Annotated in this window: 22 protein-coding genes and 1 tRNA gene; 10 read left to right on the forward strand and 13 right to left on the reverse strand. The window is 64.0% G+C overall.

From position 1 onward, the window contains the following. Positions 1-638: 638 nt before the first annotated feature. Both CBM2586_RS11605 and CBM2586_RS11610 read left to right on the forward strand, forming a co-directional pair. On the forward strand, positions 639-2,213 hold the full coding sequence (locus tag CBM2586_RS11605) for a hypothetical protein (RefSeq protein WP_115687627.1): 1,575 nt from the start codon (positions 639-641) through the stop codon (positions 2,211-2,213). Between the two features lie 1,153 nt (positions 2,214-3,366). Further along, the gene (locus tag CBM2586_RS11610) at positions 3,367-3,771 is read left to right on the forward strand and encodes a M15 family metallopeptidase (protein WP_115687629.1); all 405 of its coding nucleotides are present in this window, start codon (positions 3,367-3,369) and stop codon (positions 3,769-3,771) included. A 30-nt stretch (positions 3,772-3,801) separates the two neighbouring features. On the opposite strand, the gene CBM2586_RS11615 is transcribed toward CBM2586_RS11610, so the two are convergent. After that, complete coding sequence (locus tag CBM2586_RS11615) at positions 3,802-4,746, reverse strand: hypothetical protein (RefSeq protein WP_115687631.1); 945 nt, start codon at positions 4,744-4,746, stop codon at positions 3,802-3,804. 392 nt (positions 4,747-5,138) lie between these two features. Here CBM2586_RS11615 and CBM2586_RS11620 point away from each other — a divergent pair, with 392 nt between their 5' ends. The 3 genes from CBM2586_RS11620 (at position 5,139) to CBM2586_RS11630 (ending at position 7,429) form a co-directional block, all read left to right on the forward strand. Then, the gene (locus CBM2586_RS11620) at positions 5,139-5,435 is read left to right on the forward strand and encodes a hypothetical protein (protein ID WP_145987401.1); all 297 of its coding nucleotides are present in this window, start codon (positions 5,139-5,141) and stop codon (positions 5,433-5,435) included. A gap of 19 nt (positions 5,436-5,454) precedes the next feature. After that, entirely contained in the window at positions 5,455-5,661 is a 207-nt protein-coding gene (locus CBM2586_RS11625; protein WP_115687635.1) for a hypothetical protein, read from the forward strand. A gap of 1,417 nt (positions 5,662-7,078) precedes the next feature. After that, entirely contained in the window at positions 7,079-7,429 is a 351-nt protein-coding gene (locus CBM2586_RS11630; RefSeq protein WP_115687637.1) for a hypothetical protein, read from the forward strand. A 44-nt stretch (positions 7,430-7,473) separates the two neighbouring features. Here CBM2586_RS11630 and CBM2586_RS11635 read toward each other — a convergent pair whose 3' ends face one another. Continuing rightward, positions 7,474-8,532 carry a hypothetical protein gene (locus CBM2586_RS11635; protein WP_115687639.1) on the reverse strand — a complete coding sequence of 353 codons (1,059 nt, stop codon included), beginning with the start codon at positions 8,530-8,532 and terminating at the stop codon, positions 7,474-7,476. Between the two features lie 259 nt (positions 8,533-8,791). Between CBM2586_RS11635 and CBM2586_RS11640 the strand changes: the two genes are divergently transcribed. After that, positions 8,792-9,169: a hypothetical protein gene (locus CBM2586_RS11640; RefSeq protein ID WP_145987402.1), complete on the forward strand. Its 378-nt coding sequence runs from the start codon at positions 8,792-8,794 to the stop codon at positions 9,167-9,169. Between the two features lie 109 nt (positions 9,170-9,278). On the opposite strand, the gene CBM2586_RS11645 is transcribed toward CBM2586_RS11640, so the two are convergent. The 3 genes from CBM2586_RS11645 to rpoD all read right to left on the reverse strand — a co-directional run bounded on the left by CBM2586_RS11645 (position 9,279) and on the right by rpoD (position 12,497). Next, the gene (locus tag CBM2586_RS11645) at positions 9,279-9,782 is read right to left on the reverse strand and encodes a hypothetical protein (RefSeq protein WP_115687643.1); all 504 of its coding nucleotides are present in this window, start codon (positions 9,780-9,782) and stop codon (positions 9,279-9,281) included. Positions 9,783-9,892: 110 nt separating this feature from the next. Further along, positions 9,893-9,980 (reverse strand) — tRNA-Ile (locus CBM2586_RS11650). 243 nt (positions 9,981-10,223) lie between these two features. Next, positions 10,224-12,497: an RNA polymerase sigma factor RpoD gene (rpoD, locus tag CBM2586_RS11655; protein WP_231942408.1), complete on the reverse strand. Its 2,274-nt coding sequence runs from the start codon at positions 12,495-12,497 to the stop codon at positions 10,224-10,226. On the opposite strand from rpoD, the gene CBM2586_RS32045 reads away from it, so the two are divergent. Then, complete coding sequence (locus CBM2586_RS32045) at positions 12,487-12,894, forward strand: hypothetical protein (protein WP_231942406.1); 408 nt, start codon at positions 12,487-12,489, stop codon at positions 12,892-12,894. The genes rpoD and CBM2586_RS32045 overlap by 11 nt on opposite strands. A 106-nt stretch (positions 12,895-13,000) precedes the next feature. Here the strand turns inward: CBM2586_RS32045 and dnaG are convergent, their stop codons facing one another. The 4 genes from dnaG to CBM2586_RS11675 all read right to left on the reverse strand — a co-directional run bounded on the left by dnaG (position 13,001) and on the right by CBM2586_RS11675 (position 17,217). Then, complete coding sequence (gene dnaG / locus CBM2586_RS11660) at positions 13,001-14,812, reverse strand: DNA primase (RefSeq protein ID WP_115687645.1); 1,812 nt, start codon at positions 14,810-14,812, stop codon at positions 13,001-13,003. A gap of 202 nt (positions 14,813-15,014) precedes the next feature. Beyond that, positions 15,015-15,464 carry a GatB/YqeY domain-containing protein gene (locus CBM2586_RS11665; protein ID WP_115661539.1) on the reverse strand — a complete coding sequence of 150 codons (450 nt, stop codon included), beginning with the start codon at positions 15,462-15,464 and terminating at the stop codon, positions 15,015-15,017. A gap of 126 nt (positions 15,465-15,590) precedes the next feature. Beyond that, positions 15,591-15,803 (reverse strand): 30S ribosomal protein S21, encoded by a 213-nt coding sequence (gene rpsU / locus CBM2586_RS11670; protein WP_115661538.1) that lies wholly within the window; start codon positions 15,801-15,803, stop codon positions 15,591-15,593. A 154-nt stretch (positions 15,804-15,957) separates the two neighbouring features. Next, a complete protein-coding gene (locus tag CBM2586_RS11675) occupies positions 15,958-17,217 on the reverse strand; it encodes an NAD(P)/FAD-dependent oxidoreductase (protein ID WP_115687647.1) in 1,260 nt (419 codons plus the stop codon). A gap of 155 nt (positions 17,218-17,372) precedes the next feature. Here CBM2586_RS11675 and tsaD point away from each other — a divergent pair, with 155 nt between their 5' ends. Continuing rightward, positions 17,373-18,407 carry a tRNA (adenosine(37)-N6)-threonylcarbamoyltransferase complex transferase subunit TsaD gene (tsaD, locus tag CBM2586_RS11680; RefSeq protein WP_115687649.1) on the forward strand — a complete coding sequence of 345 codons (1,035 nt, stop codon included), beginning with the start codon at positions 17,373-17,375 and terminating at the stop codon, positions 18,405-18,407. A gap of 72 nt (positions 18,408-18,479) precedes the next feature. Here tsaD and folE2 read toward each other — a convergent pair whose 3' ends face one another. The 4 genes from folE2 to CBM2586_RS11700 all read right to left on the reverse strand — a co-directional run bounded on the left by folE2 (position 18,480) and on the right by CBM2586_RS11700 (position 22,622). Next, the gene (folE2, locus tag CBM2586_RS11685; protein WP_115687651.1) at positions 18,480-19,283 is read right to left on the reverse strand and encodes a GTP cyclohydrolase FolE2; all 804 of its coding nucleotides are present in this window, start codon (positions 19,281-19,283) and stop codon (positions 18,480-18,482) included. A 211-nt stretch (positions 19,284-19,494) separates the two neighbouring features. Continuing rightward, positions 19,495-21,411, reverse strand: a complete 1,917-nt coding sequence (gene dxs, locus CBM2586_RS11690; RefSeq protein WP_115687653.1) for a 1-deoxy-D-xylulose-5-phosphate synthase — start codon at positions 21,409-21,411, stop codon at positions 19,495-19,497. A gap of 24 nt (positions 21,412-21,435) precedes the next feature. Continuing rightward, entirely contained in the window at positions 21,436-22,320 is an 885-nt protein-coding gene (locus CBM2586_RS11695; RefSeq protein WP_115661533.1) for a polyprenyl synthetase family protein, read from the reverse strand. Then, positions 22,317-22,622: an exodeoxyribonuclease VII small subunit gene (locus tag CBM2586_RS11700; protein WP_115661532.1), complete on the reverse strand. Its 306-nt coding sequence runs from the start codon at positions 22,620-22,622 to the stop codon at positions 22,317-22,319. The genes CBM2586_RS11695 and CBM2586_RS11700 overlap by 4 nt, the downstream gene beginning before the upstream one ends. A gap of 376 nt (positions 22,623-22,998) precedes the next feature. Between CBM2586_RS11700 and CBM2586_RS11705 the strand changes: the two genes are divergently transcribed. After that, complete coding sequence (locus tag CBM2586_RS11705) at positions 22,999-24,102, forward strand: aromatic ring-hydroxylating oxygenase subunit alpha (protein ID WP_115687655.1); 1,104 nt, start codon at positions 22,999-23,001, stop codon at positions 24,100-24,102. 205 nt (positions 24,103-24,307) lie between these two features. After that, entirely contained in the window at positions 24,308-25,231 is a 924-nt protein-coding gene (locus tag CBM2586_RS11710; protein ID WP_115661530.1) for a DMT family transporter, read from the forward strand. Positions 25,232-25,267: the final 36 nt, after the last annotated feature.

The following is a 25,267-nucleotide window of genomic DNA, read 5'->3' on the forward strand; positions in this document are numbered from 1 at the left end:
GATTGCGGAACGGCACACGCCGTCCTTCGCCTCGTCGCCCGGTCGACAACAGCCGTCAGCCATTCCCGCTAAGTAGTGAGCACTTACTCGCGAATCCGACGTTGATTCTTCGTTGATACGAAATGTTACCCGGAAGACGCCAGTTTAGCCTTGCTGCAGCGCTAGCAGGGCAGCAGCTTTGTGTTGTAGAGGCCCTTAATCGTCGCGCGCAAACGGAGCACGTGATTGCCGGTTGGGCATTCAGCGCGTCAAGTCCAACGCCGACCGCATGTCCGACGGGTATGTTTCCTGCACAAGCACGCCCTTCAGGCCGCACAACTCCCCGAATGACATTGTCCAAGAGTGGCTAGCCGCCTGCGCCTACTCCTTCGCGCACGCGGCCAACACCGTCCCCTTCTTGATTTGGCCGTCCGGAAGGCGCCACTTTATACACATCCATACCCATTCGTTGTCTCCAGGCTAAATCCTCCTCTCTTATAGTGCCCCCTCTTTTGCCTCATTGACACAGGGCATGGGGATGTGGTGATGCGGTTTTTTTCGATGTGCCTATATCTAGCAAGAGACGCAGAAGCCCAAAGCGTACTGCGTATAACCGACAGCGCTACACGACGCACTACTCTTCGCAGAGAGACACACGAATGAACACGAACGCCATCCCATTCCGCCCGCTTGCTCTAAATACAAGTGACCTCATCGACCTAGACCTTAGCTTCCTGAAAGCTGCACTCTCGCTCGATGAAGATGCCATCTACTCGTACACGCCTAACACGCTGCGAGACGCTGCTTACGAGAGCAGCCGCATCGCCGACTACCTCGTTGACTACATCGGCGGCATGCAAGCCACGGCAGACACGACGACGCTGTACGCACGCGAGGGCTGGACCCGCGCCATGACGGACGCGGAGTGGCTCGAGGAGATGCTGCATATCGCCCACGCTGGCTTCAAGCAGTGGCCTGTCACTCTCTCTGAAGATGAAGCTGGCTTCGCTGCGTGGCAAGCCGAGCAAGAAAAGAAGAAGCGCAAGCGCGCAGCGCGAATGGCTGCACGCGAGCAAGGGCGTATCGCTCGCCAAGCCGCCGAGCAGGCGAAGACAGAGGAAGCCTTGGCCGCACAAGCCATTACGGCTGAAGCCATCCGCAAGGCCTCGGCACAGCCGCTGACCGCGCTGGCCGCCCCTGATTTCATAGAGTTGATGTCAGGTGGCTTCGAACTGGAAGATGACGAGCATCTCGTCGATGACGCTGAGTCGTGCCTCGCACAGGTCACTGGCGTGCTCGCTGAAGACCGTGACTTATATCTGACACGCTTCGTCGAAGGCCAGATGCACCTGCCGAATCTGCTGCTCGGTAGTGCAGCTGTACGCATCGGCGCGCGCAACGCGACGCGCCAGCGTTGGCTCGAAACTGCACCCCTCGTCATTGGTCGCGTGTCAGGCTACAAGCGCGATGAGGTGATTGTCAGCTACTCCGGGGAAGAGCTGCATCCCGAGGATATCGAGACGTATGCAGAGCTGCTGCTGCGTGCCTCGACGCAGCCACTCGGCACCGACGTTCATATGACAAAGCAAGCCCTGCGCAAGGCGCTGGGTCGTGGCACCGGTGGCAACACGTATCCCAACATCCTCAAACAAGTCACGCGCCTCGGCGCCGGTCGACTGCACATCAAGACCGCGAGCAAGGACCTTATCCAAACGTTTTCGACCCTTTTCCCGAACGACCCGTCGGTTCGAAACGCGAAGACGACGGGTTACGTGGAAATCTCCGTGCCGCTGCTGGGCAGCATGACATACGACGGGGAGACGTACACTTTTGAGGTGCCACGTAAGATTCGCGCGCTGTTTGGTGACCGGTTGTCGTCGGTATTCAGCAAGGAAACGTACTACAACCTGTGTACTCAAATCGCCCGACGCCTGTACTTGCTCTACGGCATGCATGCAAGCTGCTGGGACTACTCAGTGCCGGAGTTGATGGAGTACACCGGCACATCGATGAGCCGTGCGCAGGACGCCCGTGCCTTGTTTGATGCAGGCTTCGCCGAGCTGAAGGCGAAAGGCATCATCCTCGACTGGACTTACAAAACGAGCGAGGTCCGGAAGCTGAAGGGATTGTTCTATGTCGTCAAAATGAAGGGCGCGAAGAAGGTCAAGCGGGACAAGCCGCTGACCGCGCGGATGCTAGCGAAAATCGAGCAGCGCGAGTACTGCGGCGAGTAACCCTCCCCCACCTCCCACCCACCCCACCCACCCCGGCAACCACCGGGGTGTTGTCTTTTGGGCCGCCGATAGGTCCGCAGCAATGCGCCCGACGGTCCCCTTGCGTGCGCCCGACGGTCCCCTTGCGTGCGCCGGACGGTCCCCGGGAGTGCGCCCGAAGGTGCGCCCGAAGGTGCGCCCGACGGTCCCCCTTACCTCCCCGGAAAGCCAATACTGGCACGGGTTTCCGGTTTCTGTATCTAAGTATCTGAGTATTTAAGAGCCTCACGCGCTCGGCCGAGGCCTCGCGGCCGTCGCTGCGCTCCAGTTCTTGCACAACGCGCTGCAAGCCTTTCCTTGGCAAATACCGAGAGCCCGTCAGGCTCGAGGATATTCTTTCAGTCCCCGAGAGTTCAAGGTTTGACAAGAAAGCCCACACCTAGAGCGGAATTGGGCACCCTTTCGGGTGCGTCGCCCTGACGGGCGGGTCGGCCACGGAACGCTGCGCGTTCTGAAGTGGTGGGCAAGAGGGAGAGCGCGAGAGCGTCCAGCTCAAGCATCAGGCTCTGGAGTCCGGCACCGGGGCTCTGAGGCAGCGCAGCTGCTCCGTGGCCCATACGGCCCCATAGGGGCCTTGGGGCTCCCATCCCCTTGCCAAGGCGGGCGCAAGGCCCTGTCGGCGCTCTGAGCCCCGGGAACCGTGTCCTTCCCGGTGCGGTCTGGCGCCCCAAAAGATTGAGCCCCCGGGGCCTTTCGGCTGCCAGGGGCTCGCTGGTCTCTTCGCAGGAGGACAGCTACTACCTCCAGTGTAGCCCGCTGGTTTATACCCGCCCCAGCCTAAAAAGCCGCGGCGACGGTGCGCTTCACGTGTCAGACACGCGCACTCGGCTGCCGGAGCTGCTCGGGCTCAGCGGCAAGAAGGCCGAGGCACCGAGCGCGTAACCAAAAAACGCAAGCCGGCCGCCGCGCCGGACTTGCCGACGCAGTACAACGCCACCGGGGGGCAAAGTCACCATCACGGACACGCTGCCCGCGGGGCGCCTCGTGATGCAAGTGAACCTGCTTGTGACCTCGCCAAGCGGGGGGCAAGCGTTCTTCACGTACGGCTGGATTCGACCATAATGGGCCGCGGCGATGGGTCTCTGAACGAAAGAACACCTGCTTCGGAGACCCGATGCCCAGCCGAAAAATTGAGGGCTGTCACCCCACCCTGCAGCCCCTCCTGCGGGAGTTTCTGACTCACTGCCAGGCTGCTGGCATGAGCATCCTGGTGACCTGTACGTACCGGTGCGGCGCTGAGCAAGATGCACTGTATGCTCAAGGTCGCACCAAGCCTGGCTTGAAAGTGACTAACGCGCGAGCCGGACAGAGCCGTCACAACGATACGCTGAACGGTAAGCCGGCGTCCACGGCGTTCGACTTTGTGCCGCTCGACGCCAATAGCAAGGCCATGTGGGACGGCAAGCATTCGCACTGGCAAAAGGCCGGAGAAATCGGGGAGGCGCTGGGCCTCGAGTGGGCTGCCCGATGGCCCTCGTTCAAAGAGATGCCACACCTTCAGCTGAAGCAGCGCCCATGAAAATAGCCCCCTTGTCGGGGGCTTTCTCGTTTAGGTCGTTGGGGCGCGCCACATCAGGCCAATCTTCTTCGCGTTCTCCTTCCAGTCTTCCCGCCGCCAGATGAGCTGGGCAATCGACTCCACTTTGGGCTGCCCTGCCGCTGGTTCGGGGCGCCAGATTTTCAAGTGGTTCAGCACGTATTCCTTGCCGATGTCGCGAGCGGAGGGGGACATCAGGTAGCCCGACAATGTGTTGACGAAGCGGGTCTCCAAGGTGTCCGTGGGACACACTACTATCGCCTCGTGGACGACAAAGCGCGTCATGATGCCCTGGTGGTTCGCCGCTGCCTTGCTCATCTGCGTGCCAGTCTGCCCGAGAATATAAGACAGCTCTTCGACAAGGTGGCGCTGCTTGTCCTTGTTTTTATGCGCGAACTCGACCTCCACCCACGTTGCCAATTTCGCCTGTCGGCAGCCGTGCAGCTCGGTCCCGTGCGGGGCGTCGCAGTACAGCATGCTATCGGGAATCTTTCCGACCTTCGAGCAGAAGTGCGGGTCTTTTTTAGTCACGATGCCACGCTTTGTCGCGACGTCGTGCTCGCTATCAAAGAACCTCCCCGACCCACTGCCATGGTGCTTCCACCAGATGCATATGTCATTTGCCAGGGCACGGTGCTCGAAAGTTCGGTCGAGGTAACGCAGCAAGTCTTTGGTCGGCCCCGGGTCAGCCCCGTAGATGTCTTCGAAGCGACGTGCGCCTTTCAGCGTCAAGGCGTAGACCGTGGAGCCGTCGGGACCGCGCCCCCAAGTCACCTCACCCTGCTCGCGCAGACGCTTCAAGGTGCGATGAGCCGCGCCGGGGTTCGCACTGGTCGGCCAGACAAAAGCATTGATTTGACGTGTCACCAGCCAGCCAAATTGAGCTAGCGAGAGGAGGACTTCTTCTTCATTGTCGCGAGCGATTTCACGACCGTCGCGAAGAGTTTTGTTGTGCATGGATGCTGTCTCCGAAAGGGAAAATGGAGTACTTCGTATAGCGCTGGCACGCAAACGGCCCTGCGCCCGACGGCCCCCATCAAAGCAGGCACCCCTGTCGGACCCCCTATCACGCGCCGAACGGTCCCCATCGGGACAGGCAATCGGCCGCCAGCCCGCGCGGGGCTTTGGAGTCGACTTTAAAAAGCGCGACTCGAACGGTCCGCCAATACCCTCTTCTTTGGCTACGCAGATGCCCAAAACTGACGGCGCCAGAACGCGATAAAACCCATATCCCTAGACTTATCGTGCAAGGCAGTTTTTGAGGACACGCTATACGCACTACTCCCTCCGCGTGAGTACGCGTGATGACACACACCGCGTGCACACCTGAACCCATATCGAGTAACGCCATGAGAACAACAACGATGACAGCACCTGTACCTGGAGTGGAACTGGCAAGCGACTACGTGCGGTTTCCCGTGCGGACAAAAGACGGTCACAAGACTTCTGTCTCCATCCCCCGCTCCCTGTTCGAAGCTTTTGTAAAGAAGTGCGGCGGTCGCGAGGATTTTCGCGTGTACCTGAATGCAGCTTGTCGGCAAGTGGAGCCCGTCCCGGGCTACTCGCGCTCACAGTGCGTGCGCATGTACCTCGAGCAGCAGTTGGGTGTACGCCCGCAGGCTATCGACGAGATTTTCGACAAATGACAAACAAGGACCCTTCGCGATGACAAAACCGACGTATCTGGACTCCCTAGTCGTGAAAGCTGGCAAGCGCGCCGGCGTGTATCTTGAGGGCGAGGTCAAGGGCGAGCGTGTGCTCATGCCCCTGACCCCTGAAGGCGCGATGCAAATCGCCGCCGACCTGACCCGCGCAGCGAACGCCGTACTGGCGCGGCGTGCCGCAGATGAGGCATCAGCTACAGTGCACTGATATTGCCTTGCACTGTTCGCAGAGGGCCCCCTTCTCGGGGGCCCTTTGTCGTCTCGGATGTTGGAGCACGAAGCAACCGCTCCCTCCCCTTCGGTCCGCTCGCTACGCCTCCCCGCGCAGGACCCGCTCCCGACGGTCGCTCAACTACCGCTCGCTGCGAATATCGCGTGCCCCACCATCCCCGCCCGTACTCCCTCCCTCCGGCCGCTCACCGCGGCACCCGGTCGGCGGGCTGCGTCCCCTCCTCGCTCGCTAAGCCCTGCAAGTCCTCCGGGGTTGCGCCAGCCCAATCCTGGTCAATCGGGCAGTCCCGCTGCATGGGCAGCGACACTCCCTGAGCCCTCCCCAATATCCGCACCCCTGCGGGATAGAGTCCAGCCCCTCGCCAGGAACTCGAAGCGGTACTGCACCTGCGCAGGCAAGAGTCCCGAAGCCCCTACGTCGAGAGAACGCATTCTTTGCAATCAAAGGGGAAGCCCAGCCTGCGCCCAGGAGCCGAAGCTTGGATATGCAGACGCTTCACGCAGCGAGCGTCGAGCGAGCGGTGCCTGCGCCGGAAGACTTCACTCCATCCTGTGCGGGAAGGGTTGGGGGTTTGCACGCAACGAGCGGAGCACTGTACCTGCGCCGGAGGACTACAGGCGATGCTCGTGGTGGAGGCTTGGCGCTACGTTCCCGGGAGAGGCTGGGGTTTGTTTGAGGGCAAGGGGTTTGTCCTCATCTTCCCGGAGCCTGGCTTGTTTGCGCGGTGAAGCGCGTACCGAGACGCCGCGCCATGCCGACGAGCCGCCCATGGCGTACAGTGTCACAGGGAGCAACCTTGCGTGAGTGGAATTATGAAGCTGACTAAGCGATGGACGCTCGTGGACCTGTCCACACTTGCGGGAGCTGACAATGACGCGTTCGAGCGGCTCATCGTGGGGGCAGGCGTACCACCTGTGCCTGCCGTGAGAGCGCCATTGGTCCGGCGGAAATGGAGCAGCTCCACGCTTTCGACAGAGCAACGTTCGACTACGAGGCTTACCTCCAGTCCCTAAAGTGAGGAACTCCGTGCGCCGTGAAGCGCGTACCAAGAAGCCGCGCTATGGACTACATCTCTGGGGCTATGGACTACAGATATGGGGAACGAGGGACCCCGCACATTGAAAAGTCGCCCATACATCCCATGGACCATCGACTTGAGCGCCTTTTGTGCCACGTATCGCCCCCCCCTGGCGCACCGACCTCCCACAAACGTAGTCCATACCTCTGGTGACACCGCGGAAGCGCGGAGTGCTCCCACAGATGTAGTCCATACCCCTTGCGGTGCCCTTGCACCGAACCTTGGCGAACTCGATTGGAGGACCTGTTTTTTTGAGGGTGCTATACGCAGTACCAACAACAAAATGCGCGCTCTCTCGCGCAAGGAGTAAGACAAATGGCATCCCTGAAGAAAGTCAAAATCGTCGACCCAAACGAACGCGTGAATTTGTCGCTGAGAGAATCCACGCGCATCGCCCTCGAGCAGTACCGCCGGTTCGCCGAGAAGGCTCATGAAGTGCCGTACGCAGCGAGCGAAATTGTGGACCAAATCCTCGTGGCGTGGTTCGACCAGGACGGTGACTATCAAAGGTACGTCAAGGGACTTAAGGCGGCTGAGCTGGATGACATCAAGAGGGCCGTCGTCAAGGACGCCAAAGAGGACAAGCCTGAGGAAGCAAAGGCGACGCCGGCCCCCACAAGCTACGGCCAGGCTCCCGCTCCTGTCCGGGGCTTTGGCCAAGCCTAACCTGGTCATCTGTTGTACACAGCCCCGGCCCTGCCGGGGCTTTCTTATGCAGTCTTGCCATATGCGTCTGCCAGACCGCGGCGATGGTCATCCGACACCCCTTCAGACAGTTCGTCGCACCACGCCTCAAGGGCATCGAACGTTCCCACACTGAAAACTTTCGTGCCATAGCGCGCCTCAAGCCCCACTGTTGGCTGCCGCACGAGGCCAGCCATCGGCCCGTCGACGGTTATTGCGTCGCAGTAGGGACCAAACAGTGAGATGTGCTTTACGTCGTAGAACACCCCGCTCAGGCGCCGCTTCGCGTCTTCACGGTTAGCGTAAGCCCCGTGTTTTACTTGATGCTTGAGCGCGGCGAACATGCGCGCAGACATGTATTGATAGGGTATCTGAGCGAAGTGCTCCGACTGGAAGAACTGCGCACATCGCTGTAGCTGCTCCCGGAGTGGCATGACTTTCGGAAGGCAGTGCCGCATCGACTCTACTACCGTGGTCACGATGGGCGCATTCATGTACACCATAAAGTTGCCTTTCGCCATCTCAGTCAGCATTTCAACGTACGGCTCTATGTAGACTTTGGGGGCTGCCCGCAGTTCCGCGGCGACGTCCTCTTCGAACGTGGTATCGGCGCGCTGCCAGCCATCAAACAGAGACACTAACTGCGCAACAGCATCGGCCTTTAGTTCGCGAATCTGCTCAACATCTTTGAAGTAGCCCGGCACATCGATGAAGATGTAGTCTTGCCACGTGTGGACGTTCTCGTTCAGGACATCGTCTTCTTCCAGCACATATTCCGAGGGTCCGCCGCTTAGGAATGCCTGAAATGCTTTTAGTATCTGCACGCGTTCGATGTCGTAGTCGGGCTCGAACTCGTGCCCGCTACTCGTGCGTTTGATGAAGTCCATCAAGTCCGCGGGCAGCTTTCCGTCATGCCCACGCCATTGGTGAGTTTCATCTTCATGCAGGGACGAATACGGCGCGACAAGTAGCTGCTGCTGGGTCGCGTCGCGAACCTTGGCAGCAGCTCTCACGAAGCGCGGGTCTCGCTCCCGGAAAGCACCGCTGAAGAACGACTGGTCGAGGTAGACAGTCTTCTTGTGCACTTCTGGCAGCCAGATTTCATTCTTGTACCGGCATGCGGTGCAGCCGCGCTGCAGAATGTCATCGCGAACCCAGGCGTTTCCATACGTCCGCACGCCACCACAGCCCGGACAGTCCCCCAGAATTCTCGCTATTAGCACGCCTGCCCTCCTCAGATTCGTTCGCCGAGTATCTCACGGGGCATGTCGACCAGCGCGTCTATTACAGAACTCAAGACCGTGCAGCTCGCAGCCGATATAGAGGTCTTTTGGGAGATTGTTTGTGGCCAAGGAAATGAAACCGAAGTACACGCCTTCAGCGACCGCACTGGATGCAGTCGTCTGTATGTTTTTTACCCAGCGCTCCGTTGCGAAGAGCATCAGCTCCCCGCTCTCGCCTGCGGCCGCGGCTATCCTGTGCCTTGTAGAACAAGCTGGAAAGGATGGGCTCACCGAGTTCCACGCGCGGCTCGGTCTGCGCTTCGCTTTCGACCGCGAGGAAGCGGACCGCATCGTCGAAGCTGGCTTCGAGAAAGCAGTGAAGGCAGGATTTGCCGAACTACGTCCGGCCAAAAAGGAAGGGGACTTGCCGACGCTGCATCTCACTGGGCAGGGCATGCTGCTCATTGACAACCTCAATAGGGTCTTCAAAGAAGGCTAAGCGCGGCCACGCGAGAGCACGCAAAGAAGAAAAAGCCATGACCCAGTGATGAGCGTGGCATTGTTACATCTTGGTCGGCAGGATGGGACTATTAGAGCGCTACCTCTCGTCAGGCCTGAGGTGTGCGATACATTTCGTCCATACGTGCCACGATATCCTCATTGCCGATGCAGTGGCGGTAGTACTTGAACAGTAACGCAGAGATGTCCTTCGTCTTCAGCTCTTGCTCGACAATCAGGGACACGCCGACATCAATACCTGGCCCGTAGCCAGCGACAAACTCGGGCTCCTCTGTCATCGTGTCCCAGGACTCTCGCACCACTGCTATTAGCTCTGCGGCATCGCGACCGAAAACGTCACGAAGCGTCAGAATCATTGCCATGAAGAAGACTTCTGGCTCTTTGAACTCTGCAGCGTAAGCAGCCCCTTTGCAGGTACCGTAGATGTAGCCAAGCAAAGGCAATGGCGAGGCAGGCGCAAGCTTCGATACGTCGAAGTGGAGCACTTCCACATTCGTCATGATGTGAAGGGCCACTAACTGCGCTATGGCCGCGCTCTGCTGGTCTTGCGGGTCTTGCCGCCGAGTAATACGCTGCCAAAATCTTTTGAGCATCTTTCTCTCCACAGAACGCTTGCCCGAGTCTCTCACAAGGCATGTACGCCGCGAAGGACGCCTCAAAAGAAAAAGCCACCCTCATCGCTGAGCGTGGCTTTGTTACATCTTGGTGGGCCGGGTGGGATTCGAACCCACGGTGTCCTTTCGGAGGCGGATTATGAGTCCGCTGCCTGCAACCAGCACGGCGTCCGGCCCTTAAAACGTGAAGCGCGTGATGTTACCCGAAGGAGACGTCTTGCGGAGCGTTTTCCACAACTGCACTTCTATAGCCCGCCACGGAAAGTGGAAAAATGATGGAAAAGTGACTGTCCACTGGCTTATACGAAACCGGGCAACCCATTGATGCACAAGGCATTTCAGATGAGCGCCCCGGTTCAGCACAAACTATTATGAGTCCGCTGCTCTAACCAGGCATGAGCTAGAGGCCCTTGGAAGCGTTTAGTTGCCTTCCAGGAAACTCTTCAGCTTGTCGGAGCGGCTCGGGTGGCGCAGCTTGCGCAGTGCCTTGGCCTCGATCTGGCGGATCCGCTCACGCGTGACGTCGAACTGCTTGCCGACCTCTTCCAGCGTGTGGTCGGTGCTCATTTCGATGCCGAAGCGCATGCGCAGCACCTTGGCTTCGCGCGGCGTCAGCGAGTCCAGCACGTCCTTGACGACGTCGCGCATGGAGCCGTGCAGCGCCGCTTCGGCCGGGGCCAGCGTGTTGGTGTCCTCGATAAAGTCGCCCAGATGGGAGTCGTCGTCGTCACCGATCGGCGTTTCCATGGAGATCGGTTCCTTGGCGATCTTCATGATCTTGCGGATCTTGTCTTCCGGCATCTCCATCTTCTCGGCCAGCGTTGCCGGATCCGGCTCGTTGCCGGTTTCCTGCAGGATCTGGCGCGAGATGCGGTTCATCTTGTTGATGGTCTCGATCATGTGCACCGGGATGCGGATGGTGCGCGCCTGGTCGGCGATCGAGCGCGTGATGGCCTGGCGGATCCACCACGTGGCGTACGTCGAGAACTTGTAGCCGCGGCGGTATTCGAACTTGTCGACCGCCTTCATCAGGCCGATGTTGCCTTCCTGGATCAGGTCGAGGAACTGCAGGCCGCGGTTGGTGTACTTCTTGGCGATCGAAATCACCAGGCGCAGGTTGGCCTCGGTCATCTCGCGCTTGGCTTCGCGCGCGCGCCGCTCGCCTTCCGACATCTTGCGGTTGACGTCCTTCAGCTCCTTCAGCGGCAGCACCACGCGCGCCTGCAGGTCGATCAGCTTCTGCTGCAGCTCATGCACCGCCGGCACGTTGCGCTCGACGATGATGCTGTAGCCCTTGCCGTCGGCCACCACGGTGTGGATCCACTCGAGGTTGGTCTCGTTGCCCGGGAAGCGGGCGACGAAATCCGCGCGCGGCATGCCGCACTTGTCGACCACGATGTTCAGGATGGCACGCTCGAGCTTGCGCACTTCGTCGACCTGGCCGCGCAGCGTGTCGCACAGGCGCTCGACGTTGCGGGCGGTGAAGCGGATGCCCATCAGCTCGGCCTGGATCGCTTCCTGCGCCTTGACGTAGGGCTTGGACTTGTAGCCTTCCTTCTCGAAGGCACGGCGCATCTTGTCGAACTGCTCGGCGATCACGCGGAATTTCTCCAGCGCGTTCTGCTTCAGCTCTTCCAGCTGTCGCGCGGAGGCACCGGCGCCGGCGCCGCCTTCGTCGTCATCGTCCTCGTCGCCTTCCTCGTCTTCGTCGGACTCGAGGTCCTCGTCGTCGGCCGCCGCGGCCGGGGCCGACGGGGCTTCTGGGGTTTCCTCGGCGTTCGGGTCGATCAGGCCGTCGACGAACTCGTCGATCTTGATCTCGTCGTTGGCGACGCGCTCGGCATGGGCCAGGATCTCGGAGATGGTGACCGGGCACGCCGAGATCGCCATCACCATGTCCTTCAGGCCCGCCTCGATGCGCTTGGCGATCTCGATTTCGCCTTCGCGCGTCAGCAGCTCGACCGTGCCCATCTCGCGCATGTACATGCGCACCGGGTCGGTGGTGCGGCCGAACTCGGAGTCCACCGTGGACAGGGCCGCCTCGGCCTCTTCCTCGGCTTCTTCCTCGCTGGTAGCGGACGGGGCGTTGTCGTTGAGCAGCAGCGTCTCGGCATCCGGCGCCTGTTCATAGACGGCGATGCCGATGTCGTTCAGCGTGGCGACCAGCGTGTCGATCGTTTCCGAATCGACCATGTCGTCCGGCAGGTGATCGTTGATTTCCGCATAGGTCAGGTAGCCGCGCGACTTGCCCAGCTTGATCAGCGCCTTGAGCTTCTGGCGACGCAGCTCGAGCTCTTCCTCGGTGCCTTGCTGGGTCGAGGCGAACTCCTTGAGCAGCGCCTTTTCCTTGGCCTTGCGGTCCTTGGCTTTCTGCTTTTCGGTCTTCGGCGCCGCCGGTGTTGCCGCCGCGCGCGTATCGTTCTCGTAAAACTCTTCAGTCACGTCGTCTGTTGTGCTGTCGTCGTGCTGCATCTCGGCCTTGGGCTTGCGGCCACGCTTTTTCGGCTCCGGCTTGATTGCCGGCGCAGCGGGACGCTCGGATGCAACGGATGCAGGTGTCGCGGCACGCGCCTTGGCGGCCGTCGCGGCCGCGCCTTGCTTGGCGCCCCCGCTCTTGGCGCCGGCGGCTGCCGCTCGCTTGCTCTCGACTTCGGTATTCTGCTGTTTCGCCACGGTGATACTCTTGCCTTTCACTGGTGCAGATGCTGCTGCAGATGCGGCGACCTTGCCGCTGGTACTGGGGCTCTTGCCGCTCTCGCGTGCCGAAGTCGAGGCCTTTGTCTTTTCGGATGTGCGGGTTCTGGTGGGAGTCGTCACGGCGGGCGCTTGCGCGCGGCGCACGGACTTTGATGGCGCAGACCGGGCTGGCGTCTTGACGGTCGCGGTCGATGTCTTCGCCGCCGTGGTTTTCACAGACGCCTTGCCGCTCCCTGACTGGGGAGCTTTAGAGGTAACCCTTTCGGTTGCTTTGGCCTTTGCCATTGGCACGCTCACTTTCACCAGAACTGGAGAGAAAGATTTCGCAATCCAAACCCGCTATTGTAGCACGCCACAACTAGCCGGCTCCCTGTCAGGTGAGGTTTTCACCTGAAAAATCAAGGCTTAAGCTCGGCGCAACCGGGCCCGGACCCTGATCCACTGCTTGTCCAACGCTTGCTGCCGCCTCCCGGTTGAAGGCCGGGGCGCCCGCCGGCGCCTCAGCCCAGTTGGCGCCGCCGGTGGATTTCACCCACCAGCCAGCGCATGCGCTGCTTGGCGGCCTCGTCGGCCGTGCCGGCGACCACTTCCGCCTGCAGGCTGTCGAGCTCACGCCGCAGCGGCTCGGCCAGCAGCTTGGTGATGGCCGCATCGAATTCCTGTGTAGCAGGTGCCTCTTCAATCTCCTCGCGCAACACCGCCGTGCGCGCCGCGGCATAGACCTCGGCGTACGGGGTCTGGGCCAGGTGCTCGCTGAAGGCCGCGAAGTTCACCTCGCCCTGGACGCCATCGCATGCGCCGACCAGGTGCGCCAACACTTCGCTGTTCCCGCCCTCGCCCTCCAGCAGCAATGCGCGCGCGTCCTCGTCGAGCCGCGCCGACAATGCCGGGTAGCACATCAGCAACTGGATCACCCGCTGCTCCAGTCCGGTCGGGGCCTGGCGGCGCGCGCGCGGGCGCGGCTGGGCGAAACGGCCGACCCGCGCCGGATCGCTGCGCAGGCCGCAGATCGCCTCGATCTCCGCGGGCGTCGTACCGGTGGCATCGGCAAGTTCGCGCACAATCTGAAGCCGCAGCCCGCCTGCCGGCATCGCCTGCAGCAGCGGCTTGGCCTCGTACTGGGCGCGGGCACGGCCCTCGGGCTGGCGCAGGTCCAGTTCCTCGGTCACCGACTGAAGCAGGAAGCGCGACAGCGGCATGGCATTGCGCACCTGCGCGGCGAAGGCTTCGGTGCCTTCTTCGCGCACATAGCTGTCGGGGTCGTGCTCGGCCGGCAGGAACAGGAAGCGGATGGTCTTGTTGTCGGCCACATGCGGCAGGCAGGCTTCCAGCGCCCGCCTGGCGGCGCGCCGGCCCGCCGAGTCGCCGTCGAACGAGAACACCACCGCGTCGGTCTGGCGCAGCAGCTTCTGCACGTGCACGGGCGTGCACGCCGTGCCCAGGGTGGCGACGGCGTTGGCAAAACCGAGCTGGGCCAGTGCCACGACGTCCATATACCCTTCGACCACCAGCACATAGCCGGTTTCCCGGATCGCATGACGGGCCTCGAACAAGCCATACAGTTCGGTGCCCTTGCTGAACAGCGGGGTCTCCGGCGAGTTCAGGTACTTGGGCTCGCCCTGCCCCATGACGCGCCCACCGAAGCCGATCACGGCGCCCTTGGTGTTGCGGATCGGGAACATGATGCGGTCGCGGAAGCGGTCGTAGCGGCGCGGCTTGCCGTCCGCATCGCGCTTGTCGCTTTCGATCAGCAGGCCGGCCTCGACCAGCGGCGCCGCCACATTGTCGTCGCGATAGCTGCCAAACACCGCTTCCAGGCCCTGCCAGTCGTCCGGCGCATAGCCCAGGCCGAACTGGCCGGCGATCTCGCCGGTGAGCCCCCGCCCCTTCAGGTACTGGATCGCCTGCGGGGCGCCGCGCAGCTGGCGGCGGTAGAAATCGGTGGCGCGGGTCATGGCGTCGGACAGCGCCACCGAGCGCGCCTGCTGCTCGGCACGCTGGCCGGGAGGCAGGCGGTCGCGTTCCTCGGGCACGGTCATGCCAACCGACTGGGCCAGCTCCCGCACCGCCTCCGGGTAGGACTGGCCGGAAAACTCCATCAGAAAGCCGATCGCCGAGCCATGGGCGCCGCAGCCGAAGCAGTGGTAGAACTGCTTGGTCGGCGACACCGTGAACGACGGGGACTTCTCGTTATGGAACGGGCACAGTCCCATGAAATTGGCGCCGCCCTTCTTCAGCTGCACATACTTGCCCACCACATCGACAATGTCGACACGGTTGAGCAGGTCCTGAATAAAGGATTGCGGAATCACCCGACTGACCGTCCTGAGGCTTGGCCGTCCCACGGCGGACGGCCCCTTTTTTGGAATGCGTGGCCGGCGCGACGCCCGGCTGCTATCGGAATATTGTAGTGCAGCGCGGAACGGCTACCCGGATTGCTTCACATTTGCGCGCAACTCCAGCGAATCAGAGGGATATTGCGCGCATCGCGCTTGCAAGCGATTAAATCAGTATTTACTTTGGTGCCAGCGCGGCCTTGACCAGGGCCGATACCGCGGTCATGTCGGCACGGCCGGCCAGCTTGCCCTTTAGCACGCCCATGACCTTGCCCATGTCCTGTGGGCCGGCGGCGCCGGTGGCGGCGACGGCCTGCTGCACCTCGGCGGCCACTTCCGCGTCGGACAGCGCGGCGGGCATGTAGACCTTCAGCACTTCGACCTCGGCCAGTTCCTTGTCGGCAAGGTCATTGCGGCCCGCCTGCTGGAATTGCGCGATCGAGTCCTTGCGCTGCTTGATCAGCTTTTCAACCACGGCCAGCACCGCGGTGTCGTCCAGTTCCACGCGCTCGTCGACTTCGCGCTGCTTGATCGCCGCCAGCAGCAAGCGGATGGTGCCAAGGCGCTCCGTTTCGCGGGCGCGCATGGCGGTCTTCATGTCTTCGCTGATACGGGCTTTGAGGGACATCGTGATCTTCCAGAAAGTGGGCGGGCACTTACACATGGCGGCGCATTGCCGTCGCTGCAAGGCCCATAACGCAAAAACCCGCCGAGCATACGCCACAGCGGGTCGTGGGCAAGCGCGAAGCCGGTGTCAGTACAGCTTCTTCGGCAGCATCTGGCTGCGGATGCGCTTGTAATGGCGCTTCTCGGCGGCAGCCTTCTTGCGCTTGCGCGCGGCGGTGGGCTTTTCGTAAAACTCGCGGGCCCGCAGTTCCGGGAGCAGGCCGTTCTTCTCGATGATGCGCTTGAAACGACGCAGGGCAACTTCAAAAGGCTCGTTTTCCTTGAGGCGGATCGTAGTCATTTGGCCGGAAAATGTAAGTATTTTCGGGATGGCGGCGTTACGAAGTTCTGGATTGTAGCACCAACAATGCGGCGCGGAAGTGGCGTGCAACTGCACAGTCCATGCGATCGATACGCCGCATTCAGCAGGCGGGGGCCGTCGCCCGGGCCGGCGCTCAGGCCGCCGATTGCCCGGCCCGGACCTGCCGCGCGACCTCGGCCGCCGCCTGCCCCGCCGCCACTGCCGAGGCCCAGGCCCACTGGAAGTTGTAGCCGCCGAGCCAGCCAGTCACGTCGACCACTTCGCCAATGAAATACAGGCCCGGCACCTCGCGCGCCATCATCGTGGTCGACGACAGCCCACGGGTATCGACCCCGCCCAGCGTGACCTCGGCCTTGCGGTAACCCTCGGTGCCGGACGGCACGATGCGCCAGTCGTTGAGCGCGGCGCCGAGCTTGCGCAGGGCCTTGTCGGTCACGTCATGCAGCGGCATCGTCGCCGCGACGCCAGCGGCCGCGCACCACGCCTCGGCCAGCCGCGACGGCAGCCGCTGCGCCAGCAGGTTACCCAGGTGCTTGCGGCTGCCTGCCTTCTGCTCCAGCAGCCACTCGGCGGCGTCCTCGCCATCGAACAGGTCGATCGCCACCGGGGTGCCGGGACGCCAGTAGCTGGAGATCTGCAGCACCGCCGGGCCCGACAGGCCGCGATGCGTCCACAGCAGGTCTTCGCGGAACGCGCCCGCGGCCTTGCCGCTGCCGGTGGCGATATCGACTTCCAGCGAGACCCCCGCCAGCGGCACGAACGGCGCCCAGTCCCTGCCGTCGAAGGTCAGCGGCACCAGCGCCGGCCGGGTCTCGACGATGCCCAGCCCGAACTGCCGGGCAATGCGGTAGCCGAAGTCGGTGGCACCGATCTTGGGGATCGACAGGCCGCCGGTGGCCACCACCAGCGCCCCGGCCCGCACCGTGCCCGCGGCGGTGAGCAGCAGGAAGTCGTCCCCCTCGCGCCGGACTTCCGTCACCGCGCAGCCGGTCTGCCAGCGCACCTGCCCGGCGTCGCATTCCGCGCGCAGCATGGCGATCAAGTCTTCGGCGCTGTCATTGCAGAACAGCTGGCCGCGGTGCTTCTCGTGCCAGGCGATGCCATGGCGGCGCATCAGCGCGAGGAAATCCTGCGGCGTGTAGCGCGCCAGCGCCGAGCGGCAGAAGTGCGGATTGGACGACAGGTAATTGGCCGGCCCGGCCTGCAGGTTGGTGAAATTGCAGCGGCCGCCGCCCGAGATGCGGATCTTCTCGGCGAGCCGGGTGGCATGGTCGATCAGCACCACGCGCGCGCCCTGCTGCCCCGCCACCGCGGCGCACATCATGCCCGCGGCGCCGGCGCCCAGTACGGCCACGTCATACCGGCCGCTCCGGGCCTGGGCTGCCCCGCTCATTGCACGCCTCGCGAATCCATGTGTCTTGCCACCGCCTGAGAAAGGGCAGATTGTAGCGAAAAGCGCGCAGCGCGCCGCTGTGCTACCCTGCGCGCTTCCCGCAAACCCTTGTTCCGATGGCTGTTTCCCCCGACGGGAGACGGCGTCATGCTCCCATGCTCGTCCTCGGCATCGAATCTTCCTGCGACGAAACCGGCCTCGCCCTCTATGACACCGATGCCGGCCTGCTCGCGCATGCGCTGCACTCGCAGATCGCCATGCACCGCGACTACGGCGGCGTGGTCCCCGAGCTGGCCTCGCGCGACCATATCCGCCGCGTGCTGCCGCTGCTGGAGCAGGTGCTGGCCGACGCCGGCCGCAGCCGCCAGGACCTCGACGCCATTGCCTTCACCCAGGGCCCCGGGCTGGCCGGTGCGCTGCTGGTCGGCGCCTCGGTGGCCAACGCGCTGGGCTTTGCGCTGAACGTGCCGATGGTGGGCGTGCACCACCTAGAGGGCCACCTGCTGTCGCCGCTGCTGACGCGCGAGCCGCCGCCGTTCCCGTTCGTGGCGCTGCTGGTATCGGGCGGCCATACGCAACTGATGGAAGTGCGCGGCATCGGCGATTACACCCTGCTTGGCGAAACCCTGGACGATGCCGCCGGCGAAGCGTTCGACAAGACCGCCAAGCTGCTGGGCCTGGGCTATCCGGGCGGGCCGGAAGTATCGCGCCTGGCCGAGTTCGGCGTGCCCGGCGCGTTCGAGCTGCCGCGCCCGATGCTGCATTCGGGCAACCTGGATTTTTCCTTCGCCGGCCTGAAGACCGCGGTGCTGACGCAAACCCGCAAGCTGGCCAATACCTGCGAGCCGGACCGCGCCAACCTCGCGCGCGCCTTTGTCGATGCGATCGTCGATGTGCTGGCGGCCAAGTCGATGGCCGCGCTGAAGCAGACCGGGCACAAGCGGCTGGTGGTGGCCGGCGGGGTGGGCGCGAACCGGCAGTTGCGCGAGCGGCTGGACCAGTTGGGCAAGCAGCGCAAGCTCGAGGTGTATTACCCCGACCTCGCCTTCTGCACGGATAACGGCGCGATGATCGCGTTTGCGGGCGCGATGCGCTTGCAGGCCGCGCCGGAGCTGGCACGGCGTGAATACGGTTATGGCGTGACGCCGCGCTGGGATCTGGCGGATATCCGGTTGCCGTCGGCTGCCTGACCGTCGACATACCAAGCGCCAAAGAAAAAGCCACCGCATGCGGTGGCTTTTTCTTTGGCAGCGGCAACCCGATCAACCGACGCGCTTGTCGCGCTCGATCACCGCATACGCGCTGTGATTGTGGATCGACTCGAAGTTCTCCGCCTCCAGCACATAGGCCACGATGCGGTCGTCCGCATTGAGCCGCATGGCGATGTCGCGCACCAGGTCCTCGACGAACTTGGGGTTCTCATAGGCACGCTCGGTGACAAACTTTTCGTCGGGCCGCTTGAGCAAGCCCCATAGTTCGCACGACGCCTCTTCCTCGGCCATGCGCACCAGCGCCTCGACCGGCAGCTCGCCCGCCAGCTCGACGTTCATGGTGATATGCGAGCGCTGGTTGTGGGCGCCGTATTGCGAAATCTTCTTCGAGCACGGGCACAGGCTGGTCACCGGCACCAGCGCCTTCAGGAACACCCGCGTGGCGCCGTCGCGCACTTCGCCGGCCAGCGTGACCTCGTAGTCCAACAGCGACTCCACGCCCGATACCGGCGCGATCTTGCTGATGAAGTACGGGAACGTGACCTCGATGCGGCCGGCGTCGGCTTCGAGCTTTTCCAGCATCTTGTCGAGCATCAGCCGGAAGCTGGCCAGCTCCAGCGGCGCGCGCTCTTCTTCCAGCAGCGCGACGAAGCGCGACATATGCGTGCCCTTCTGCTCGGCGGGCAGGTGCACGTCGAGGTTGAAGGTGCCGACGGTCGGCACGATGCCGGCCGGGGTCTTCAGGGTCACGGGATAGCGCACGCCCTTCACGCCGACACGCTGGATCGGGATCTGGCGGGTGTCGGGGCTCGACTGGACGTCGGGCATGACGAAGGCGGGGTTGATGTCATTCATCTACGGTTTCCTCCAGGGTTGCGCAGGCAAAGCGCAAGCCCTTACGGTCGCGGCATTTTCGCAGTCCCTCCATGCCGCGCAACGAGTGTGAAACCACGGGACCCGGCACTGGCGTGCCGACCCGCAGCTGCGAACACAAAAAAACGGAGTTTAAGGGAATTCCGACGCACTCGTAGTGCGAGCGCCCGAATCCCCTTGGCTTGGCAGGTGATCAGGCCACGCGCGAGGCGACCGTGACCTTGGGCTGATCCAGCCCGAAACGCGCGCGCACGGAGCGCTCGATGCCGGCCGCGTCGAGGCCGCATTGCTGCAGCAGGTAGGCCGGGTCGCCATGGTCGACGAAGCGGTCGGGCAGGCCCAGCGTCAGCACCGGCTTGTCGATGCCGGCCTCGGCCAGGGCCTCGAGCACGGCGCTGCCGGCGCCGCCCATCACGCTGCCCTCTTCCACCGTCACCAGGTAGTCGTGGTCGGCGGCCAGGCGCTTGACCAGCGCCAGGTCGAGCGGCTTGACGAAGCGCATGTCCGCCACCGTGGCGTCGAGCGCCTCGGCCGCGCCCAGCGCCGGCTGCACCATCGAGCCGAACGCCAGGAAGCCGACGCGGTGCCCGGCGCGCGTGCCGCCCTCGCGGCGCACCACGCCCTTGCCCACCGGCACCGGGGCCAGGTCGGCCGCGATCGCCGCGCCCGGGCCGGAGCCGCGCGGATAGCGCACCGCGGTCGGGCAGTCCTGCTGGAATGCCGTGGTCAGCAACTGGCGGCACTCGTTCTCGTCGGACGGCGTCATCACCATCATGTTGGGGATGCAGCGCAGATAGGCGATATCGTAGGCGCCCGCGTGGGTCGCGCCGTCGGCGCCGACCAGGCCGGCGCGGTCGAGCGCGAACACCACCGGCAGGTTCTGCAGCGCGACGTCGTGGATCAACTGGTCGTAGCCGCGCTGCAGGAACGTGGAGTAGATCGCCACCACCGGCTTCAGGCCCTCGCACGCCAGGCCGCCGGCGAAGGTCACCGCATGCTGCTCGGCGATGCCGACGTCGTAGTAGCGGTCGGGGAAGCGCTGCTCGAACTCGACCATGCCCGAGCCCTCGCGCATCGCCGGGGTGATGCCGACCAGGCGCTTGTCGGCCGCGGCCATATCGCACAGCCAGTCGCCGAACACCTGGGTGTAGGTCTTGCGCGCAGGCTTGGCTGCAGGGCGGATGCCTTCGGCCGGATTGAACTTGCCCGGGCCGTGGTACAGGATCGGGTCGGCCTCGGCCAGCTTGTAGCCCTGGCCTTTCTTGGTGACCACGTGCAGGAACTGCGGGCCGCCGCCTTCGAGCGCGCGCTCGCGGATGTTCTGCAGCGTCGGCACCAGCGAATTCAAGTCGTGGCCGTCGATCGGGCCGATGTAGTTGAAGCCGAATTCCTCGAACAGCGTGGCCGGCACCATCATGCCCTTGGCATGTTCCTCGAAGCGCTTGGCGAACTCCAGCACCGGCGGCGCCACCGACAGCACCTTTTCGATGCCCTTCTTGGTGGCGGCGTAGAACTGCCCGCTCAGCAGCCGCGCCAGGTGGCGGTTGAGCGCGCCCACCGGCGGCGAGATCGACATGTCGTTGTCGTTGAGCACCACCAGCAGCGGCAGGTCCTTGTAGACACCGGCGTTGTTGAGCGCCTCGAAGGCCATGCCCGCGGTCATCGCGCCGTCGCCGATCACCGCCACCGAGACCCGCTTCTGGCCCAGCGTGCGCGCGCCCAGCGCCATGCCCAGCGCGGCCGAGATCGAGGTCGACGAGTGGGCGGTGCCGAAGGTGTCGTATTCGCTTTCGCTGCGGCGCGGGAAGCCCGAGATGCCGCCCCACTGGCGCAGCGTGCCCATGCGTTCGCGGCGCCCGGTCAGGATCTTGTGCGGATAGCTCTGGTGGCCCACGTCCCACACCAGCCGGTCATCGGGGGTGTTGAAGACGTAGTGCAGCGCGATGGTCAGTTCGACCGTGCCCAGGTTGGACGACAGGTGGCCGCCGGTCTGCGAGACCGACTCCAGCACGTAGGCGCGCAGTTCGTCGGCCAGGGTCTGGAGCTCGCGCCGGTCGAGCTTGCGCAGGTCCGCGGGGGCGTCAATCTTGTTGAGGAGTGCGTAGGTCATGATGTCCGTTCGGCCGGCTCTAGTTTAATGCGTGCGCAGCACGATCAGGTCCGCCAGGTCGCGCAGGCGCGCGGCGCGCTCGCCGAAGCCGGCCAGCGCCTGGTACGCCTCGGCGCGCAGCGACCCGGCCAGTTCGCGGGCCGGCTCCAGCCCCAGCAGCGACACGTAGGTCGGCTTGTCGTGGGCGGCGTCCTTGCCGGCGGTCTTGCCCAGCGTCGCGGTATCGGCAGTGACGTCCAGAATATCGTCTACGACCTGGAACGCCAATCCCACCGCCGCCGCGTAGCGGTCCAGCGCCGCCAGGCCGGGAGCATCGATCTCGCCACACAACGCGCCCATGCGCACGCTGGCGCGCAGCAGCGCGCCGGTCTTCATGCGGTGCATGGCCTCGAGCGCGTCGCGCGTCATGGCGCGGCCCACGTTCTGCAGGTCGATCGCCTGGCCGCCGGCCATGCCGGCGGATCCCGAGGCCCGCGCCAGCTCCGCCACCAGTTGCAGCCGCACCGCGGGCGCGACCGGCCCGGCTTCCGCCAGCACGATGAAGGCCTGGGTCTGCAGCGCATCGCCGACCAGCAGCGCGGTGGCCTCGTCATAGGCCTTGTGCACGGTCGGCCGGCCGCGGCGCAGGTCGTCGTCGTCCATGCACGGCATGTCGTCGTGGACCAGCGAGTAGGCGTGGATCATCTCCACCGCGCAGGCGGCCGCGTCGCAGGCCGCCGGGGCCGCGCCGCTGACTTCGCCGGCGGCATGGACCAGCAGCGGGCGCACGCGCTTGCCACCGCCCAGCGCAGCATAGCGCATCGCCTCATGCAGCGTATGCGGCACCGTGCCGGCGTCGGGCAGCGCGGCCTGCAGGGCGGCCTCGGTGCGCACGCCCTGCGCCTGCATCCATTGTGCGAAGTCGCTCATGCCTCGTCCGTCCCCTGTGCTCCATTGGCACCGTTGCCCTCGCCCGCGAGCGGCCTCAGCGCGTCGCCCTCCAGCACCCGCACCTGCTGCTCGACCCGCTCCAGCTTCTGCTGGCAATAGCGCACCAGCTCGGCGCCGCGGCGGTACGCCGCCAGCGAGGCCTCGAGCGGCAGTTCGCCGCTTTCCATGCTGGCCACCAGCGTTTCCAGTTCGGCCATCGCCGCCTCGTAGGAGGCGGGCGGCGCCGAGGCGGCGTCGGCGGTGTTGTCGGTCTGGACCGGAGCGGTCGTCGTTTTTGGCATATCAGGCCCTGGAAGCTGGAACCGGGGGAAACCCGGATGGGGAAGCCCGGATTTTACGCCAAAGCGCGCGCCTGCCCCCATCTTGCAGGGGGATACCGTGCCCCGATCGGGTGCGTCCGACGCAGAAGTGACTTGTGCGCTCGGGTCGTCTTTCCGAATGCGCCCGCTACGGCACCCAGATGACGACCCGGGTCGACTTTTTCGCTAAAAAGGCAAAAAAATCAGTCCCTTAACTTTTTGGGTCGGGTACAATCTTTCGTTCGCCGCCAGGGGTCGCGAGAGCGTCCACGCCGGGCGGCAGTGTTTCCCAAATCGATTCCATTTTCGATGGTTGGGTTGTTCACTGCTTTCACCTGTTCATCTGGGAGTGGGGATAATGTCCAATCTCAGCACCGCGCTCAAGCTGGCGCCGGCTGATTCGCAACTGCCCGTCGGCGCCTACTTCGACGAAGCGCTGCATCAACAAGAACTAGAACTGCTGTTCAGGAATGGCCCGGGCTATGTCGGCCATGAATTGATGGTCCCGGAGACCGGCGACTACCACACGCTCAAGGCCGAGGACGAAGGCCGCATGCTGGTGCGCAACGCCGCCGGCGTCGAACTGATGTCCAATGTCTGCCGCCACCGCCAGGCCATCATGCTGAACGGCCGCGGCAACAAGCAGAACATCGTCTGCCCCCTGCACCGCTGGACCTACGACCTCAAGGGCGAACTGCTCGGCGCGCCGCATTTCGAGCAGCAGCCCTGCCTGCACCTGAAGCGCTCGCCGCTGCAGAACTGGAACGGCCTGCTGTTCGAGGGCCCGCGTGACGTCCGCGCCGACCTGGCGCGGCTGGGCGTGGCGCAGGACCTGGACTTCGACGGCTACATGCTCGACCACGTCGAGGTGCACGAGTGCGACTACAACTGGAAGACCTTCATCGAGGTATACCTCGAGGACTACCATGTGGTGCCGTTCCACCCGGGGCTGGGCAGCTTCGTCTCGTGCGACGACCTCAAGTGGGAATTCGGCGAATGGCACAGCGTGCAGACCGTGGGCCTGCACGCCGGCCTGAAGCACCCCGGCAGCCCGACGTACCAGAAATGGCACGACGCGGTGCTGCGCTTCAATAACGGCGTGCTGCCCAAGCACGGCGCGATCTGGCTGACCTACTACCCCAACATCATGGTGGAGTGGTACCCGAACGTGCTGGTGATCTCGACGCTGCATCCGGTGGGCCCGCGCAAGACCCGCAATGTGGTCGAGTTCTACTATCCCGAGGAAATCGCGCTGTTCGAGCGCGAGTTCGTCGAGGCCGAGCGCGCCGCCTACATGGAAACCTGCATCGAGGACGACGAGATCGCCGAGCGCATGGATGCCGGCCGCCTGGCGCTGCTCAAGCGCGGCACCAGCGAGGTCGGCCCGTACCAGTCGCCGATGGAAGACGGCATGCAGCACTTCCACGAGTGGTACCGCCGCGCCATGGCCTACGCCGGCTAGGGCTGGCCCGTGCGATCAGCGCACAAATCACTGCATCGAGCAACCTGCAACGGACCGCCACGGCGGTCCGTTTTGCTTTGGCAGGCGATGTGCGCTGCTAGAATCATTGTCCGGCGCGACGGACGCGGGGCCGCAGAGCCCCGCTCGCGCGCCGGCCTGCTTTCCCTGTCTCCTTCGCTCCTGCCCGCTTCACCGCGCCCTCGCCATGCAATCGCTCTGGATGCTGTTCGCCGCCTTCGCCTTTTCGCTGATGGGGGTTGGCGTCAAGCTGGCGTCCGACCTCTACACCACCGGCGAGATCGTGTTCTACCGCGGCCTGATCAGCGTGGTGATCATGTGGGTGCTGCTGTCCTCGCGCGGGGTCTCGGTGCGCACCCCGTACATGCTCTCGCATATCAAGCGCAGCGTGTTCGGCGTGACCTCGCTGATGCTGTGGTTCACCTCGATCTCGCTGCTGCCGCTGGCGACCGCGATGACGCTGAACTACATGTCGCCGGTATGGATCGCGCTGATCCTGGGCGCCAGCGCGGCGCTGGCGGGCACCGGCGGCAACGCTGACCGCCGGCTGGTGCTGGCTATCCTGCTGTCGTTTGCCGGCGTGATCTGCCTGCTGCAGCCGTCGGTGGGCAAGGACCAGCTCACCGGCGGCCTGGTCGGGCTGATCTCGGGCATGTTCACCGCGCTGGCCTATGTCGAGGTGCGCCAGCTGGGCCAGCTGGGCGAGCCCGAAGGCCGCATCGTGTTCTATTTCTCGCTGGTCGGCATGATCGCCGGCCTGGTGTGGATGCTGCTGGGCGGCACCAGCCCGCACAGCTGGTACGGCGCCGGCCTGCTGCTGGCGATCGGCATCCTGGCCACGCTGGGCCAGACCGCGATGACGCGCGCGTACAAGCGCGGCAACACCTTGCTGACCGCCAACCTGCAATACGCCGGCATCGTCTTCTCCAGCGTGTGGGGCATGCTGATCTGGTCCGACCGCCTGAACTGGCTGTCTTGGCTGGGCATGGCGCTGATCATCGCCAGCGGCATCGCGACCACGCTGATGCGCGCGCGCCAGGGCACCGACGCCAAGCCCACGCCCGCCACGCCGGTCAAGTCGCCGGAGGCGGAAGTGCACCCCGAGGTGTAGCATCCGGTAAGCCCGACCGCGTCAGATTTCTCCCTT

It is taken from the genome of Cupriavidus taiwanensis (assembly GCF_900250115.1).
Classification (GTDB): Bacteria; Pseudomonadota; Gammaproteobacteria; order Burkholderiales; family Burkholderiaceae; genus Cupriavidus; species Cupriavidus taiwanensis_B.

What these genes read in the sequence shown, in the direction of transcription:
- CBM2586_RS11605 (WP_115687627.1), top strand. Translation starts at nt 639, where the DNA reads ATGAACACGAACGCCATCCCATTCCGCCCGCTTGCTCTAAATACAAGT.
- CBM2586_RS11610 (WP_115687629.1), top strand. Translation starts at nt 3,367, where the DNA reads ATGCCCAGCCGAAAAATTGAGGGCTGTCACCCCACCCTGCAGCCCCTC.
- CBM2586_RS11615 (WP_115687631.1), bottom strand. Translation starts at nt 4,746, where the DNA reads ATGCACAACAAAACTCTTCGCGACGGTCGTGAAATCGCTCGCGACAAT.
- CBM2586_RS11620 (WP_145987401.1), top strand. Translation starts at nt 5,139, where the DNA reads ATGAGAACAACAACGATGACAGCACCTGTACCTGGAGTGGAACTGGCA.
- CBM2586_RS11625 (WP_115687635.1), top strand. Translation starts at nt 5,455, where the DNA reads ATGACAAAACCGACGTATCTGGACTCCCTAGTCGTGAAAGCTGGCAAG.
- CBM2586_RS11630 (WP_115687637.1), top strand. Translation starts at nt 7,079, where the DNA reads ATGGCATCCCTGAAGAAAGTCAAAATCGTCGACCCAAACGAACGCGTG.
- CBM2586_RS11645 (WP_115687643.1), bottom strand. Translation starts at nt 9,782, where the DNA reads ATGCTCAAAAGATTTTGGCAGCGTATTACTCGGCGGCAAGACCCGCAA.
- CBM2586_RS11665 (WP_115661539.1), bottom strand. Translation starts at nt 15,464, where the DNA reads ATGTCCCTCAAAGCCCGTATCAGCGAAGACATGAAGACCGCCATGCGC.
- rpsU (WP_115661538.1), bottom strand. Translation starts at nt 15,803, where the DNA reads ATGACTACGATCCGCCTCAAGGAAAACGAGCCTTTTGAAGTTGCCCTG.
- CBM2586_RS11675 (WP_115687647.1), bottom strand. Translation starts at nt 17,217, where the DNA reads ATGAGCGGGGCAGCCCAGGCCCGGAGCGGCCGGTATGACGTGGCCGTA.
- tsaD (WP_115687649.1), top strand. Translation starts at nt 17,373, where the DNA reads ATGCTCGTCCTCGGCATCGAATCTTCCTGCGACGAAACCGGCCTCGCC.
- folE2 (WP_115687651.1), bottom strand. Translation starts at nt 19,283, where the DNA reads ATGAATGACATCAACCCCGCCTTCGTCATGCCCGACGTCCAGTCGAGC.
- dxs (WP_115687653.1), bottom strand. Translation starts at nt 21,411, where the DNA reads ATGACCTACGCACTCCTCAACAAGATTGACGCCCCCGCGGACCTGCGC.
- CBM2586_RS11695 (WP_115661533.1), bottom strand. Translation starts at nt 22,320, where the DNA reads ATGAGCGACTTCGCACAATGGATGCAGGCGCAGGGCGTGCGCACCGAG.
- CBM2586_RS11700 (WP_115661532.1), bottom strand. Translation starts at nt 22,622, where the DNA reads ATGCCAAAAACGACGACCGCTCCGGTCCAGACCGACAACACCGCCGAC.
- CBM2586_RS11705 (WP_115687655.1), top strand. Translation starts at nt 22,999, where the DNA reads ATGTCCAATCTCAGCACCGCGCTCAAGCTGGCGCCGGCTGATTCGCAA.
- CBM2586_RS11710 (WP_115661530.1), top strand. Translation starts at nt 24,308, where the DNA reads ATGCAATCGCTCTGGATGCTGTTCGCCGCCTTCGCCTTTTCGCTGATG.